The following is a 14,105-nucleotide window of genomic DNA, read 5'->3' as shown; positions in this document are numbered from 1 at the left end:
AATCCTTTGCATCAATACAAAGCGGGCTCGTCATTTATTTTAATTTAGAAGCCAATCTAGAGCTCCTTAATAGGCTCTAGAGGTTATTCTCGCTAGAATTCTTATATCTATCTGATAATGCAGTATAGAGCGTATCTTTAAATCCCTGTTGCGTTGTATCAAGTTGCTCGATTATCTCCACAAGGTGCTCATTATCCTCCTTGCCCTGCCAAGTCTTACGGTAAGTGCCTTCTTTGTAGCCATGGTCTTGTCGAAAGAAATTCAGCACATTTTTACCCACATAACGTCGGTACAGCTCATCAAAGCTTAGGCCAATGCCGCACATAAGACGAGAAAAACCTGTAACATCAAACGTTTTCGTCGTCAGAGTCGTCGCTGCGAATACTTCGACGTCGCTGGCAAAATCACACTCAACATCGGCAAAGTCCAGCTCCTCACAAAGTTTCGCCACTTTATCATCCACAGAACTTTCGTTGCTTAAAACAATACTGAGGCCAAAATGCCAAATATCAACCAGCTCCAGAATAACTTGATCTCTATCCGGTTGTTGTTTTTTCCACCACTTCCAACCGTAGTGATCTAAAAGTTCGGCACATTCAATCCAAATTGCGCGATACCATTCATGATTTCGCTGACGCCAGTCGGCATGTACCTTGGTATTCATAGCGTCCTGCATTTCCAGCATCGTGGTAAGTTGTTGCTTCATTATCTACCTTCAGAGTGTCATTTTTGCGTGCGATTCTATCATAGCTATTATCCTTAACTCATGGAGGTACAAATGTGGCGTATAAAAATGTAACATAACTGACATATATGTCTCATATTTTCGTCATCAAAGGACTTTAATGTGCAAGAAAGAGGAGGAAAATACATGCGCCTTTTACGAAGCATACATAATTACGACATTTTGACGTTTGATTGGTGTCTGCGATACAAGCACAGAGATATCGTTGTGCGCATTAGCCGTCTCATCTCTATGTCTGCTGATGGGCACTTGTATTTTCTTGTCGGTTTTATATTTCTTTACAACCAGCATTGGGCTATCGCGCAGTTGCTGGCAATAGGCTTTTTGATTGAGCGTATTGCATACAAGTCATTTAAGTCAATATTCCGCAGAAATCGACCTCCAGCGGCCATTCCCGGCTTTAAGAGTGAGGTTGAACCCCCCGACCAGTTCAGCTTTCCATCTGGCCATACATCCGCTGCTTTTTTCATGATTAGCAGTATATACTTCTTTTATCCATGGCTCGGCTTAATGCTCTATCCTTGGGCCTGCTGTGTAGGAGTTGCTAGAGTTATGCTGGGAGTCCACTTTCCAAGCGATATCTTAGCAGGAGCGCTTCTCGGTAGTTCGATCTGTTTCATTTTGGTAGGCATATTATTTTAAATGAAAATACTTTACGGGGTACAAGCTACAGGCAATGGCCACATCACTCGTGCGCGAGCGATGTGCAAACATTTTAAAGCGGCAGGCATTGAGGTAGATTATATTTTCTCAGGCCGAGATAGAGCTGATTTTTTCGATATGGATGAGTTTGGCGACTGGCAATGCTACCGTGGCCTAACCTTTATCCATGAAGCAGGAGACCTCAAAATCCTTCGCACTATAAAGCACAATAGTCTGCTTCAGTTTTGGAAGGACGTAAAAAGCCTCTCCCTTGATAGCTACGATGTCATCCTGACGGACTTCGAACCTATTGTGGCCTGGGCAGCTAAGCGAGCAGGGAAAACCTGCATTGGCGTCGGTCATCAATACGCTTTCGACTTTAGTGTACCCAAAAGAGGGGCATCACTCGTTCCGCGCCTTATCATGCAGAATTTTGCACCAGTTTCCATGGGGTTGGGCCTTCACTGGCATCATTTCAATCAGTCTATTCTACCTCCCATAGCGGAAACCCACGCCACCAGCGAGCTCAGTGATCCAAATAAAATCGTGGTATACCTGGGTTTTGAGTCAAGTCAGGAAGTGATTTCTTTATTGGAACCTTTCGACGATCATCTGTTTGTTTTTTACGGGCCCTTCCCTCAGTACGAAAGCCGTGGGCATATCCAGCTAAAACCCCTTTCTCGAGAAGGCTTCAAGCAGGATCTCGCCACAGCTGGCGGCGTCATCTGCAATGCCGGCTTTGAACTGTCAAGTGAGGCTATTCAGCTGGGTAAGAAATTATTGATTAAACCTCTCACAGGACAAATGGAACAGCTCTCCAACGCTCGCGCACTTGAGGAGTTAGGTTTGGGGATGTCTATGGATACCCTAGATCCGCTGCAGATTCGACGCTGGCTCGAAAGCTGGGAGGGCAAGCAAGTTGTCTACCCCAATGTTGCAGCCGCCATTGTTGACTGGATTAAAAATGCTAAGTGGAAAGAGTCTGGGTCGCGCGAGCAGCTGGTTGATGACCTGTGGGCACGCACCGAAGCACCGGATGTCGCCAGTTTCCGAGACTACCCTACTCCTAAACAAGGTGTCGCATTTAAGCCAAGTGATGCAGCGGCTTAAGCTTTAGCTTTATCAAATAATCGGAAAAAATTAGCCGTGGTCGATTCGGCCACTTGCTCAAGACTAATATTCAAAAGCTCAGCGATATATTCTGCCACTTCGCGCACATACTTAGGCTCGTTTGACTTACCTCGATATGGAACCGGTGCGAGATAGGGAGAATCGGTTTCTATGAGCAGGCGATCCAGCGGCATCTTTGTTACCACATCACGTATTTGATTGGCTGTTTTAAACGTCACAATGCCTGAGATAGAGATGTAGTAATTAAGATCTAGTGCTTTCTTCGCCATTTCCCAATCTTCGGTAAAACAATGCAGTACGCCTGCACTCTCACTATTACCTTCACCGCGAATAAGATCAATGGTGTCATCGCGCGCTTCCCTGGTGTGAACAATAACAGGTAAGCCAAGAGTACCCGCTGCAGACAAATGCCTAGCAAAACTCTCTTTTTGTTGCCGCTCAGATTCCTTGCTGTAGTAGTAGTCTAAGCCTGTCTCCCCTAGAGCAACAACCTTAGGCATTTGCGACCAAGCCAGCAAATCACTCTCGCCGACCACATTCTCCTTAACATCGCAAGGGTGAATGCCCACTGAAGCATATACCTGAGGAAATTGCCGTGCGATATCTACAACAACGTCTTTATTTTCTTCGCTAATGCATACGCATAACATGTGACTAACACCACGAGACTTGGCTTCGGCGATGGCGTCGTCCAAACCGTTATCGTATCCGTCGAGTTTGAGCCTATCTAAATGACAATGAGAATCTACAAGCATGATTAATCACGAAAATAAGAGGAGAAGTTGGAAAATAACAGATAAATAGCAGGTAAGATTTAAAGTACCAAAGTAATCTACATCGTATGAGTAGGACGATCTGATTCAAGGGAACCGGCTAAATAATTCTCAATTTTATTATTGGCAATATCATCATCACCACTAAATTGTACGCCTATGCCTGCCGCTCTATTACCTTGAGCCCCCTTTGGTGTAATCCAAACCACCTTACCGGCAACAGGTATCTTTTCAGGCTCATCCATTAAGCTCAATAGCATGAATACTTCATCACCAAGACTATAGGTTTTATTGGTGGGTATAAAAAGCCCACCATGTTGCACAAAAGGCATATAGGCCGCATATAACACAGCTTTGTCACGAATCGTGAGTGACAATATACCGTTTCGTGCTGAACCGCCTAAACCTTTCATTTTTTATTCCAGTATCTTTTTAATATTTGCCGATTTATATAACTACGCTCAATTTAGAGAAAAATCACCTAACTGTCTAGGGGCTGTTGCCGTCACTCTATGCAATTTTACATGATTGATGATGTTAGCAAACATATTAATCATTCATGTGCTCCCGCATGATAGGCATTCAACAGCGGTTGATGAACAAGTGATTAGTAAACGACAAAAACAAAGCTACATAGCTAAGGGTTTTAACATTATAGACTAAGTATTGAACAACAATGAGGTCAAGCAGCCTTCAATATTGCGCACCAATCAAGCACTAGCTCTTCAATAAAAAGTGCGGCATTTAGATTCGGTGAAGCTAGGAACTGTAATTTTTTTTCTGCCAGACGATCTCTCAGACGAAACAAAAATTCAGCTGGCCGGTGCGATATCGTTTTGATTAAAGCATCATAATTCTGCGGATAATTTTTCTCCGCTAAAACATGTGCCAGCACTAAATCAAGTCCTGTCATCATAGATTCTAAAAGTATCAATGGCTCATGCTTACTCCATTTTTTAGCAAAAGCCATAGGTTCGATATCGCGATTAAGAATTGCTGTTAAATCCTCCACTATCTGTAAACGCTCTTTATCGGTGCCTTCATCCGCCCATTGTTTAGCTAGAATCGGCGCACCTCTTACTTCCTGCAATAAATCTTCCGCGTTTTCAACGCCAACAGAATGCAACCAATCCAGAGCTTGTTTGGTGCTTGGAGGATATAGCATAAGTTTCGCACAACGACTACGAATAGTCGGCAGAACCTGATGCATTTCAGAAGTCGTTAATAAAAACATAGTTTTGCCTGCAGGCTCTTCCAAGTTTTTTAACAAGGCATTGGCTGCATTAATATTCATTGCTTCAGCAGGCCCAAGTACAATAACTTTATACCCTCCTTGTTGCGCGGTTTGATCCACGAAGCTAGCAAGCTCTCTGATTTGATCAATTTTTATTGGTTTTCCTTTACTCTCCGGCGCAATGTGCAAAAGATCGGGGTGAGTACCTGAGTTTAGTAACTGGCAACCTCGACAGCGGCCACACGCAATATTATTGAGCGGTGATAAGCACAATAAATACTGTCCCATTGCTACCGCAAGGTCTTCAACTCCAATACCCTGCTGTCCCGCAAGTATATAAGCATGGGGTAATTTATCTGCATTGATGCGCGAACAAAACTGTTCCCACTGTGCTTGTTGCCAATCGTAAGGCGGCATTGGCAATATGGCATCATTCATATATTCTCGCTAATATAGATTATCACTACACCACTCTATTATCGCGGTGATTGCTTAGAGCCGTCCAGCTTAAAACCGACAAAAGCGTGTGAATTTTAATTTGAACCAGCCAACCATCGATATTGTTTATCAAGATAACGACTTTATTGCCATCAATAAACCTGCGGAATTACTCTGCGTTCCAGGCCTTAGTGATCCTGACAACTTATTTGATAGGGTAAAAAAAAGCATGCCTAACGCTAGAGTCGTGCATCGGCTTGATATGTCCACATCTGGCTTAGTATTGTTCGCCCTCCACCACCAAGCTCAAAAGCAGCTGGGAAAAATATTCGAACATCGCCAAATCCAAAAGAGCTACGTCGCCTTGGTTTCAGGGATAGTAAGTTGCGACTACGGCGACATTGAATCGCCACTCATATGTGACTGGCCAAATCGACCCAAACAACACATTGACTGGCAGCAAGGTAAGGCAGCAAGCACATATTTTCGGGTAATTAAAAGAGACGAAGAAAGAGCTATCACTCGTATGCAACTAAAACCTTATACCGGTAGAACCCATCAACTTCGCGTTCACATGTTACAAATAGGCCATCCCATTATTGGCGATAGATTTTACAAAAACAATGAATCTGAAAACAAAGCAGATCGCATGTGCTTGCATGCCGAGCAACTTTTTTTTACTCATCCAATCACTAAAAAGCACATACATATCGCAGCAGAGGCAACGTTTTAGCAATTAAAAAACGTCGAGGACTATAAAGTTTTATTGATGGCTATCAATAAATTTATCTAACGCTAATGCAATATCTTTTTGCACGTTTACTAGGGTTTGTCCCGCATCAATGGTACAAAAGCGTTGCGGGAATTGTTTAATTCGCTGCTGGTATCCTTGACGAACATTATTAAAGAAGTAGGATTTTTCTTGCTCAAAACGATCAAGTTTTCCCCGGGCGTTGGCTCGCCTAAGTCCAAGCTCTACATCAATATCGAGAAAAAAAGTAAGATCTGGCTGTATGTTGCCTTGTACTAAATTTTCAAGGGTAGCAATACTCTCGAGAGAAAGGCCTCTACCGTAGCCTTGATAGGCAAAAGTAGCATCTGTAAAGCGATCGCATAGAACCCAGCTACCTTGTTCGATTGCAGGTAGTATCACATTATTAAAATGTTGAGCTCGAGCAGCAAACACAATTAATAACTCCGCTGTCGCATCGAAGCGTTCTTCTCTATTGGCTAATAATATTTCACGCAGTTCTTCAGCGACGGGCGTGCCTCCCGGTTCTCGAGTCACGACCACGTCCAGTCCTTTGGCTAACATTCTGTCTTTAATAAACGCTAAGTTGGTAGACTTACCAACACCTTCAGTGCCTTCGATCGTAATGAATTTTCCCGACATGATAATTTACCTTCTATCTTCCTGTTTATCCTGGCTCACCGCAGGTGCTGATCGATAATTCTTACGTCGCTTTTTTTGATACTTAGCAACCGCGCGATTATGTTCATCGAGGCTTTTTGAAAAGTGATGAGAACCATCGCCCTTAGCAACAAAATAAAGTGTCTCTCCTGGCTCGGGATGCAAACTTGCCACAATCGCAGCACGTCCCGGCATAGCAATAGGTGTTGGTGGCAAACCTTTTATCACATAAGTATTGTAAGGAGTGCGAGCTCGCAGATCACGACGCCGAATATTACCATCATAACGATCCCCCATACCGTAAATAACTGTAGGATCAGTTTGCAGACGCATACGTTTTTCTAAACGCCGGGTGAAAACGCCGGCAATTTGCGCTCGCTCGTGTTTGGCTCCAGTTTCTTTCTCAACAATGGAGGCCATGATTAATGCTTCATACGCACTTTTATAAGGTAAATCCTTATCCTTTTTTTGCCATTCTTGTAACAAAACGTGCTTCATTTTTTTATGAGCGCGTAACAGTAAGGAAATATCCGTATCACCGGCACTAAACTGAAAAGTATCGGGATAAAACCACCCTTCCACATGATCGATATCTATCCCTGCCGCATTCAATTGTTCGATGATATTGTCTTTATTTAAAGTGTTACGTATTTTTTCATGGGAATGTAGTTTCGCTAAAAAATCTTTAAAACGCGTTCCCTCGATAAAAGTAATCGAGTATTGAGTAACTTTGCCATCATTAATTTTTTTAAGAATAGAGACCGGGGATTCAATTCTTTCAAAAATATACTCACCTGCTTTTATATTGCTTTGATTAGTAAATTTTGCATATAAAAGCCAAATCTCAGGCCAATGGATAATACCTTTAGCTCTCATATCGCGAGCAACAAAATGTAAGGATGCCCCACTATTAACTTGGTAACTAGAATCATTAACAAACATGACTCTCTTCTCGTGCAACCACTGCCAACCATAGGCACATAAGGCTGCGGTAACAAGAAGCAGCCACAAACACATCGCCGTTAGCACTTTCAAAGCTTTATTGTTCATAAGTCAGATTTGATCTTTTCAAATACTATTGATAACTTTTTGCATAAAACATGACAATTAAATTGATGCTGCGCGATAGCGTCTACTGGTGTAAGACCTTTTACTGCGTTAGAAATAAAGACCTCATCAAAAATATTTACATCAGTAATGGGAATATTTTTCTCTTCAACAGATACATCAAGTTTATCAATTAAGTGCTCACATACCACTCTCTTCATCACACCCTCAACCCCACAACTTGCTAATTTTGGTGTGTAAAGGACGTCATTTTTGACAAAGAAAATATTGTGATGCATGGTTTCAATGATATTCTGGTTTGCATCTAAAAAAAGTACTTCTTGCTGGTCTGTTGGCGATAACTCAAGGCAGCCAAGGATATAAGGCAGCCGATTAAGATGCTTTAAACCAGCTAATTGAGGAGGACAGACTAATGGCTCTGGGGCAATACTTAGCTTAACTCTTCCATCATCTTGATCATCACTATTAGCAGTTCGGCTTATTGGTAAGATGTGTATGAATATATTGGGTGTCGCATTCTCAGGCGGGTAAGTGGCGCGCCCTCCTACACCACGAGTCACTGTCAATTTAACTTTAGCGTAATCGACATCTTCTCGGACGGCATATCTAAGTGCCAGCTCGACCTGCTCTATAATAAGCTCTCTTAAGAAGCCTATCTTTAACAGTTCACAGCCTTTTTTTAAACGCGCTAAGTGAAATTCCAGTAAAGCAATGCGAGAGCCTTCAAGCAGCATTGACTCAAAAAGACCATCACCATAAGCAAAACCGCGATCATCTAAACTGACAGTGGCTTTGGCTTGTCCGTTTACAAAATACAGGGGAGGTAAACTAGTTGTTTTGTTTAACTCAGTTATCCCCCTCTTATCGCCATTCACAATAGCTCTCGACGGCCCTTATTGCTAATTGAACTTTTTAAATACAAGTGTTCCGTTAGTACCACCAAAGCCAAAGGAATTGCTCATGGCTACACTAATCGGCATCTGCTGAGCCGTGTGCGGAACGAAATTTAAATCACAGCCTTCATCAGGATCATCGAGGTTAATGGTGGGAGGCGCAACTTGGTCGCTTATAGATAATACCGAAAAAATAGCTTCTACCGCACCTGCGGCACCGAGAAGATGACCAATCATAGATTTGGTTGAGCTTACTGCCATCTTATAAGCATGGTCACCAAAGACACCCTTGATAGCATTGCTTTCGGCAATATCTCCCGCCGGGGTCGATGTGCCATGTGCATTGATGTATTCCACATCAGAAGGTGAAATTTGCGCATCATTTAGAGCATTTTGCATCGAAAGCTCTGCGCCTGCGCCTGAAGGCATAGTAATGTGGTGTGCATCCCCACTCGCGCCAAAACCTGCTAGCTCGGCATAAATTTTAGCGCCTCTTTTCTGAGCATGCTCTAAGCTCTCTAAAACTAGCACGCCTGCACCATCACCAAGAACAAAACCATCACGACTTTTATCCCATGGACGGCTGGCACCAAGCGGGTTATCGTTATTTTTTGATAGCGCTCTGGCAGCACCAAAGCCGCCTATACCTACCGGGCTTGTGGCCATCTCAGCGCCACCGGCCACCATGACATCGGCAGCACCGTGGATAATTTCTCTTGCAGCAAGGCCAATACAATGTGTACCGGTGCTGCACGCAGTCGCAATCGCAAGATTGATACCTTTAAAACCATAGCGAATGGAGAGGTTGCCAGCAATCATATTGATAATTGAGCCTGGCACAAAAAAAGGAGACACCCTCCTGGGCCCCTTCTCGTTAATAGTCAAAGTAGTTTCTTCAATGGACTCCAAACCACCAATTCCAGACCCAATAATACATCCCATGCGGGCTGCATTTTCTTCATCAACTTCAAGGCCAGAGTCTTCGACGGCTTGAATGCCTGCCGCCATGCCATACTGCATGAAGACATCCATCTTCCTAGCTTCTTTTGCTTCTAAATAAGGTGAAACGTCAAAATCTTTCACTGAAGCACTTATTTGAGTACCAAATGCGGACGCGTCGAAGGAGCTTATCTTAGCTACACCACTCCTGCCATTAACAATACTATCCCAGCTCTGCTGCACGTTATGCCCAACAGAACTTACAATTCCAAGTCCGGTAACAACCACTCTTTTGCGACTCACAAAGGCCTCCCAACAAACTTACTTTTCTTCATAATATAGTATTCAAGTGACACCAAATGACAGATATTACACCCATCGCCTTGAGTTTACTGTAATAAAAAAGACGTTATACAGTGAAATATGAGACAACACCGGCTTTTCAATGGTTCGCTCAATAACCCAAGCTTCACTCCTATTAAATTCCACTGCAATAGGAACGCGCAGCAGCAAAATATCAAAGCAGCAACTGATTATGACGATAAAGTAAGGAAATACAAATAAAAATAAAAGCCGCACTATGCAACATAGATACGGCTTTTAAAAAAGACTTCAACAGTGAAATTAGAGCAAATTATGCTAAATTCGTGTTGATGTAATCGATAGCTAACTGAACAGTTGTAATCTTTTCGGCTTCTTCATCCGGAATTTCTGTCTCGAACTCTTCTTCTAGAGCCATAACCAATTCAACGGTATCCAAAGAGTCTGCTCCTAGGTCTTCAACAAAAGAGGCCTCATTTTTTACTTCTTCTTCTTTAACGCCTAGCTGCTCAGCGACAATCTTCTTAACACGTTCTTCAATGCTGCTCATAATCGTTCTTAACTCCTAAATAATAATCTGATGTCAAGCCGTACAATCAGTAGATCAAGTCAAGTCCACACGGAAAGCCACACCGAACGTTGCTCCGACTTGCACGTGCGCGCATTTTAACTCTATTTCTTGCTGTTGTAACGTCTCATTCTAAAAAAGTTTGTAATAATAAAAAATTCTTTTTAAGAATCAATAAGTTAACACATATACATTCCGCCATTCACATGGATAGTTTCACCAGTAATGTAGCTCGCTTCATCACAACTGAGAAATTTCACTACTTTTGCAATCTCTTCTGGTTCGCCTAAACGCTTCATAGGAATAGCGCTTAACATATGTGTTTTTTGATCGTCTGACAATGCATCTGTCATATCAGTGGCAATAAAACCGGGGGCCACAGCATTCACTGTCACGTTGCGAGAGCCGACTTCTTTAGCCAGGGAACGGGTAAACCCGGTCACCCCAGCCTTGGTGGAGGCATAGTTAGTTTGCCCAGCATTACCCATTTGCCCAACTACCGAGGATATATTGATAATCCTTCCCCACTTTGCCTTCATCATGCCTCGTAAGCATGCCTTACTTAATCGATAGACGGCACTTAAATTTGTGTTAATTACATCAAACCACTCGTCGTCGCTCATACGCGCTAGCAGGTTATCTTTGGTGATTCCCGCATTATTTACCAACACCTGAGGAGCACCATACTTTTCTTGTATTGACTTCATCATCGCCGCAACAGAATCTGCATCTGTTACGTCTAGTACCATCCCTTCACCGCTAATACCGCTTTCTTTCAGTGTTGCCGAGATCTTTTCCGCCCCATTCGATGACGTGGCAGTACCAATAACAATGGCTCCCGATGATCCGAGGTGCTGAGCTATGGACGCGCCGATTCCTCTACTTGCTCCGGTAACAAGCGCTACTTTATTTTCAAGTGACATAAGACCCCTTATTACATTATTTTTACTATGACTATTGCGCTGCTTCTATAGCCGACTGCAACGCATCGTTAGTTTCTGTAGCGAATGACTTAAGACTTTTGTCAATACGTCTGTTGAGGCCGCATAACACCTTGCCCGGACCACATTCAACAACAGCCTCTACCCCACTTTTAGCGAGATATTCAACACAAGATACCCAGCGCACGGGGCTGTATATCTGTTCGACCATGATATCTTTTATTTTCTGTGCATCATTCTGGATCTCACCATTGACATTGTGAACAACGGGAACTTTTGGTGCACTAAACTGAGTATTCTCTATATCTTTGGCAAGGCGATCGGCCGCAGGCTTCATCAAGGAGGTATGAAAAGGGGCACTAACAGGCAACAACATAGCTTTCCTTGCTCCTCTATCACTGCATAATGTTACCGCGCTATTAACAGCGCTGGCTTCACCTGCAATCACGAGCTGCCCGGGAGAATTATAGTTAACAGCAGACACGACGCCCTGAGCAGAAGCCTCTTCACAAGCAGCTTCAACAATTTCATCTTCCAACCCAATAATCGCAGCCATTGCGCCTTCGCCAGCGGGAACTGCCTCTTGCATATATTTGCCACGGGCACGAACAAGTTTAACAGCATCGCTAAATGCAATTACCTCAGCAGCCACTAAAGCTGACCACTCCCCCAAACTATGACCGGCTAAATATGCGGGCTGCCTACCATTACGTTCTTGCCAAATACGCCACAGCACCGTGCTGCACGTGAGCAATACTGGCTGAGTTATTTCAGTTAAAGTCAGTTTTTCTTGAGGGCCATTAACCACCATTTCCCACATGTCATAGCCCAATGCATCAGAAGCATCGGCAAAGGTAGTAGTTAAAATATCACTTTGTGCATAGTCGGCCAACATACCTACCTTTTGCGACCCTTGGCCGGGAAATACAATAGCGAGATTTTCTTTAATATCCATAATGTAACCCTTCACGTAACTCTTTAATTCTGACTAATTTAATTCTGACTAATTTAATTCTGGTTAATCGATTCCGAAGTTAACTCTGAAACTCTTGACTTAAGAGATTATTAATTTTTTTATTTTAAATATTTTCTTCAGTATTCTGTTTATGCTGTATTTAGGCTCAAGCACTTCTCAAGCTGAGCAGGAATATGAGCATTTACCTGCTGAGTTGCCGTTACCAACGCCTGATAAAAACCTTGGGTTGTGGCTCCACCATGACTTTTGACCACGATTTTCTTGAGCCCGAGCAGTGCAGCCCCATTGTATTTTGATGGATCAAACCTTTCTCGCCAACGCTTTAAAACATAGTGGTTAATAAGCCCCAAGGCTTTACGAAAAATACTCGAAGTAAACTCCTGCTTCAAACTATTAAGGATGAATGAGGCAGCCCCTTCACTTACTTTAAGCGCAACATTACCTACAAAACCATCACAAACAATGACATCCACAGCACCACTGTAAAGTTGATTACCTTCGATAAAACCCTGAAAGTCAATACCCGAATGCTCTTTCATAAGATTGTAGGTTTGTCGAATATCATTATTACCTTTTGTAGTTTCCGCACCGATATTCATCAAGGCAACCTTAGGTGATAGACAACCATTCACCTTTGCCAAAGCAGACCCCATAATAGCGAACTGTAGTAGTTGCTCTGGAGAACAATTCAAATTCGCCCCCATATCCAACAAGTAGCAGTCACCGGAGGCTGTGGGCATAGGTTTGCATATAGCAGGTCGACTCATCCCCTCAATGGTGCCAACGAGATGACGACTCATGGCCATAAGAGCGCCGGTGTTACCTGCACTAATACAGGCATCTGCCTGCCCTTCTGTCAGTAGTTCCAAAGCTTTCCACATAGAAGATTGACGCTTATGCCGATATGCAGAGCCAGGTCTTTCCGCCATATCAACCGTTTGCTGAGCATCGACAATAGATATGCGGGGCTTAAACGATGAATGCTCGATAAGGGGAAGTATCTGAGATCGATAACCGACCATGGAAACCGTATACTGAGGGAAGTACTGCAAGAATTTTAAAGTCGCAGGAACGCAAAGGCGGGGACCAAAATCCCCGCCCATGACATCAACAGATATGTTTTGACTCAGCGACAATCTTACTCGTCATCGCTGGCGACATTGATCACCTTACGACCACGATAAAAACCATCCGCAGTAACGTGGTGACGCAAGTGTTTTTCACCTGAAGTAGGATCGATCGAAAGAGTGCTTTTGCTCAAAGCATCATGCGAACGACGCATGCCACGTCTTGACCGAGTTTTCTTACTTTTTTGAACTGCCATAATATTGACTCCTAACGATAACGAAAACCAACAGCCTGGCTCACGCCAGTCTCGCTGACCTTATAAAACCTTAAATATCACTTGTTTTGCTTAAGAGAAGAAAGCACGCTAAAAGGATTATGCTTTTCTTCTTGCACATCTTCTTTTGCTGGCTCACCACTGGACATTAGAGATGAGTCTACACATTCGTAATCGTGATAAGACACCACCGGCGATGCTAGTAATAGCTCTTCTTCAATAAGCGCATATACATCTGCTTCTTCTTCCAGAACCACCCAGGGATCCAAAGCTCTTGGCAATTGCTTTGCCTCTTCCTCACTGCGAACAACTGCTATCGCCAAACTCACTTCTATAGGTTTGGCCGGCATTGTTTCAAGACAGCGCTGGCATTGATAAGCCAAGTTAGCAGAGATATTCCCACCCACTTGTCGCTTACCTTCTTCGCCAATAAAAAACCGAAGACTTACGCTAATCTCACCATCACACTGAGCCACTTCATTCAGAGCTTCTAAATTACTACTACTAAGCACTCCCTCGATTGAGGTGCCTGAATGAGCTAATTTCCGCGGACTAACGATACGCGGTATTTGTTGCAATGCTGAGCCGTCTGACATAAGCGCGCCATGATAGGCAGTTGTACTACTGCTGTCAAAGGAAAATGATACTCTATTGCCTAAGTTTAATTAATTTCACACAACAAT

17 protein-coding genes are annotated in these 14,105 nt (G+C 43.3%); 3 read left to right on the top strand and 14 right to left on the bottom strand.

Going from position 1 to position 14,105, the window contains the following annotated elements:
- Positions 1-76: 76 nt before the first annotated feature.
- Positions 77-706: a dUTP diphosphatase gene (locus BVC89_RS11600; protein WP_086931344.1), complete on the bottom strand. Its 630-nt coding sequence runs from the start codon at positions 704-706 to the stop codon at positions 77-79.
- A 165-nt stretch (positions 707-871) separates the two neighbouring features.
- Between BVC89_RS11600 and BVC89_RS11595 the strand changes: the two genes are divergently transcribed.
- Positions 872-1,387 (top strand): phosphatase PAP2 family protein, encoded by a 516-nt coding sequence (locus tag BVC89_RS11595; protein ID WP_086931343.1) that lies wholly within the window; start codon positions 872-874, stop codon positions 1,385-1,387.
- Positions 1,388-2,497, top strand: a complete 1,110-nt coding sequence (locus BVC89_RS11590) for an MJ1255/VC2487 family glycosyltransferase (protein ID WP_086931342.1) — start codon at positions 1,388-1,390, stop codon at positions 2,495-2,497.
- Here the strand turns inward: BVC89_RS11590 and BVC89_RS11585 are convergent.
- The 3 genes from BVC89_RS11585 to BVC89_RS11575 form a co-directional block, all read right to left on the bottom strand.
- Entirely contained in the window at positions 2,494-3,273 is a 780-nt protein-coding gene (locus BVC89_RS11585) for a TatD family hydrolase (protein WP_086931341.1), read from the bottom strand. The genes BVC89_RS11590 and BVC89_RS11585 overlap by 4 nt on opposite strands.
- A gap of 77 nt (positions 3,274-3,350) precedes the next feature.
- Positions 3,351-3,704, bottom strand: coding sequence for a PilZ domain-containing protein (locus tag BVC89_RS11580; RefSeq protein ID WP_086931340.1), 354 nt, complete (start codon positions 3,702-3,704; stop codon positions 3,351-3,353).
- A gap of 269 nt (positions 3,705-3,973) precedes the next feature.
- A complete protein-coding gene (locus BVC89_RS11575; protein WP_086931339.1) occupies positions 3,974-4,963 on the bottom strand; it encodes a DNA polymerase III subunit delta' in 990 nt (329 codons plus the stop codon).
- Between the two features lie 88 nt (positions 4,964-5,051).
- Here BVC89_RS11575 and BVC89_RS11570 point away from each other — a divergent pair, with 88 nt between their 5' ends.
- Positions 5,052-5,696, top strand: coding sequence for an RluA family pseudouridine synthase (locus tag BVC89_RS11570; protein ID WP_086931338.1), 645 nt, complete (start codon positions 5,052-5,054; stop codon positions 5,694-5,696).
- 30 nt (positions 5,697-5,726) lie between these two features.
- Here the strand turns inward: BVC89_RS11570 and tmk are convergent, their stop codons facing one another.
- From tmk to BVC89_RS11520, 10 genes are all read right to left on the bottom strand, one after another.
- Positions 5,727-6,356, bottom strand: a complete 630-nt coding sequence (gene tmk, locus BVC89_RS11565; RefSeq protein WP_086931337.1) for a dTMP kinase — start codon at positions 6,354-6,356, stop codon at positions 5,727-5,729.
- Positions 6,357-6,362: 6 nt separating this feature from the next.
- Positions 6,363-7,424: an endolytic transglycosylase MltG gene (mltG, locus tag BVC89_RS11560; protein ID WP_086931336.1), complete on the bottom strand. Its 1,062-nt coding sequence runs from the start codon at positions 7,422-7,424 to the stop codon at positions 6,363-6,365.
- Positions 7,421-8,317 carry an aminodeoxychorismate lyase gene (pabC, locus tag BVC89_RS11555; RefSeq protein WP_158657886.1) on the bottom strand — a complete coding sequence of 299 codons (897 nt, stop codon included), beginning with the start codon at positions 8,315-8,317 and terminating at the stop codon, positions 7,421-7,423. The genes mltG and pabC overlap by 4 nt, the downstream gene beginning before the upstream one ends.
- 24 nt (positions 8,318-8,341) lie before the next feature.
- Positions 8,342-9,577 (bottom strand): beta-ketoacyl-ACP synthase II, encoded by a 1,236-nt coding sequence (fabF, locus tag BVC89_RS11550; protein ID WP_086931334.1) that lies wholly within the window; start codon positions 9,575-9,577, stop codon positions 8,342-8,344.
- 331 nt (positions 9,578-9,908) lie between these two features.
- On the bottom strand, positions 9,909-10,145 hold the full coding sequence (acpP, locus tag BVC89_RS11545; RefSeq protein ID WP_086931333.1) for an acyl carrier protein: 237 nt from the start codon (positions 10,143-10,145) through the stop codon (positions 9,909-9,911).
- Between the two features lie 197 nt (positions 10,146-10,342).
- Positions 10,343-11,086 (bottom strand): 3-oxoacyl-ACP reductase FabG, encoded by a 744-nt coding sequence (fabG, locus tag BVC89_RS11540; RefSeq protein WP_086931332.1) that lies wholly within the window; start codon positions 11,084-11,086, stop codon positions 10,343-10,345.
- 31 nt (positions 11,087-11,117) lie between these two features.
- On the bottom strand, positions 11,118-12,059 hold the full coding sequence (gene fabD / locus BVC89_RS11535) for an ACP S-malonyltransferase (protein ID WP_086931331.1): 942 nt from the start codon (positions 12,057-12,059) through the stop codon (positions 11,118-11,120).
- A gap of 149 nt (positions 12,060-12,208) precedes the next feature.
- On the bottom strand, positions 12,209-13,216 hold the full coding sequence (gene plsX / locus BVC89_RS11530; RefSeq protein WP_086931330.1) for a phosphate acyltransferase PlsX: 1,008 nt from the start codon (positions 13,214-13,216) through the stop codon (positions 12,209-12,211).
- A 2-nt stretch (positions 13,217-13,218) separates the two neighbouring features.
- Entirely contained in the window at positions 13,219-13,404 is a 186-nt protein-coding gene (gene rpmF, locus BVC89_RS11525; protein ID WP_086931329.1) for a 50S ribosomal protein L32, read from the bottom strand.
- Between the two features lie 77 nt (positions 13,405-13,481).
- Positions 13,482-14,018 (bottom strand): YceD family protein, encoded by a 537-nt coding sequence (locus BVC89_RS11520; protein WP_086931328.1) that lies wholly within the window; start codon positions 14,016-14,018, stop codon positions 13,482-13,484.
- Positions 14,019-14,105 lie beyond the last annotated feature (87 nt).

This window comes from Agarilytica rhodophyticola, from assembly GCF_002157225.2.
GTDB lineage: Bacteria > Pseudomonadota > Gammaproteobacteria > Pseudomonadales > Cellvibrionaceae > Agarilytica > Agarilytica rhodophyticola.
Note: the sequence above shows the minus strand (reverse complement) of the source record. Positions and strands in the feature narration are given on the sequence as shown.

Coding starts and splice junctions, on each gene's coding strand:
- BVC89_RS11595 (WP_086931343.1), top strand. CDS start 872: ATGCGCCTTTTACGAAGCATACATAATTACGACATTTTGACGTTTGAT.
- BVC89_RS11585 (WP_086931341.1), bottom strand. CDS start 3,273: ATGCTTGTAGATTCTCATTGTCATTTAGATAGGCTCAAACTCGACGGA.
- acpP (WP_086931333.1), bottom strand. CDS start 10,145: ATGAGCAGCATTGAAGAACGTGTTAAGAAGATTGTCGCTGAGCAGCTA.
- mltG (WP_086931336.1), bottom strand. CDS start 7,424: ATGAACAATAAAGCTTTGAAAGTGCTAACGGCGATGTGTTTGTGGCTG.
- fabD (WP_086931331.1), bottom strand. CDS start 12,059: ATGGATATTAAAGAAAATCTCGCTATTGTATTTCCCGGCCAAGGGTCG.
- tmk (WP_086931337.1), bottom strand. CDS start 6,356: ATGTCGGGAAAATTCATTACGATCGAAGGCACTGAAGGTGTTGGTAAG.
- BVC89_RS11580 (WP_086931340.1), bottom strand. CDS start 3,704: ATGAAAGGTTTAGGCGGTTCAGCACGAAACGGTATATTGTCACTCACG.
- BVC89_RS11600 (WP_086931344.1), bottom strand. CDS start 706: ATGAAGCAACAACTTACCACGATGCTGGAAATGCAGGACGCTATGAAT.
- rpmF (WP_086931329.1), bottom strand. CDS start 13,404: ATGGCAGTTCAAAAAAGTAAGAAAACTCGGTCAAGACGTGGCATGCGT.
- BVC89_RS11575 (WP_086931339.1), bottom strand. CDS start 4,963: ATGAATGATGCCATATTGCCAATGCCGCCTTACGATTGGCAACAAGCA.
- fabG (WP_086931332.1), bottom strand. CDS start 11,086: ATGTCACTTGAAAATAAAGTAGCGCTTGTTACCGGAGCAAGTAGAGGA.
- BVC89_RS11590 (WP_086931342.1), top strand. CDS start 1,388: ATGAAAATACTTTACGGGGTACAAGCTACAGGCAATGGCCACATCACT.
- BVC89_RS11520 (WP_086931328.1), bottom strand. CDS start 14,018: ATGTCAGACGGCTCAGCATTGCAACAAATACCGCGTATCGTTAGTCCG.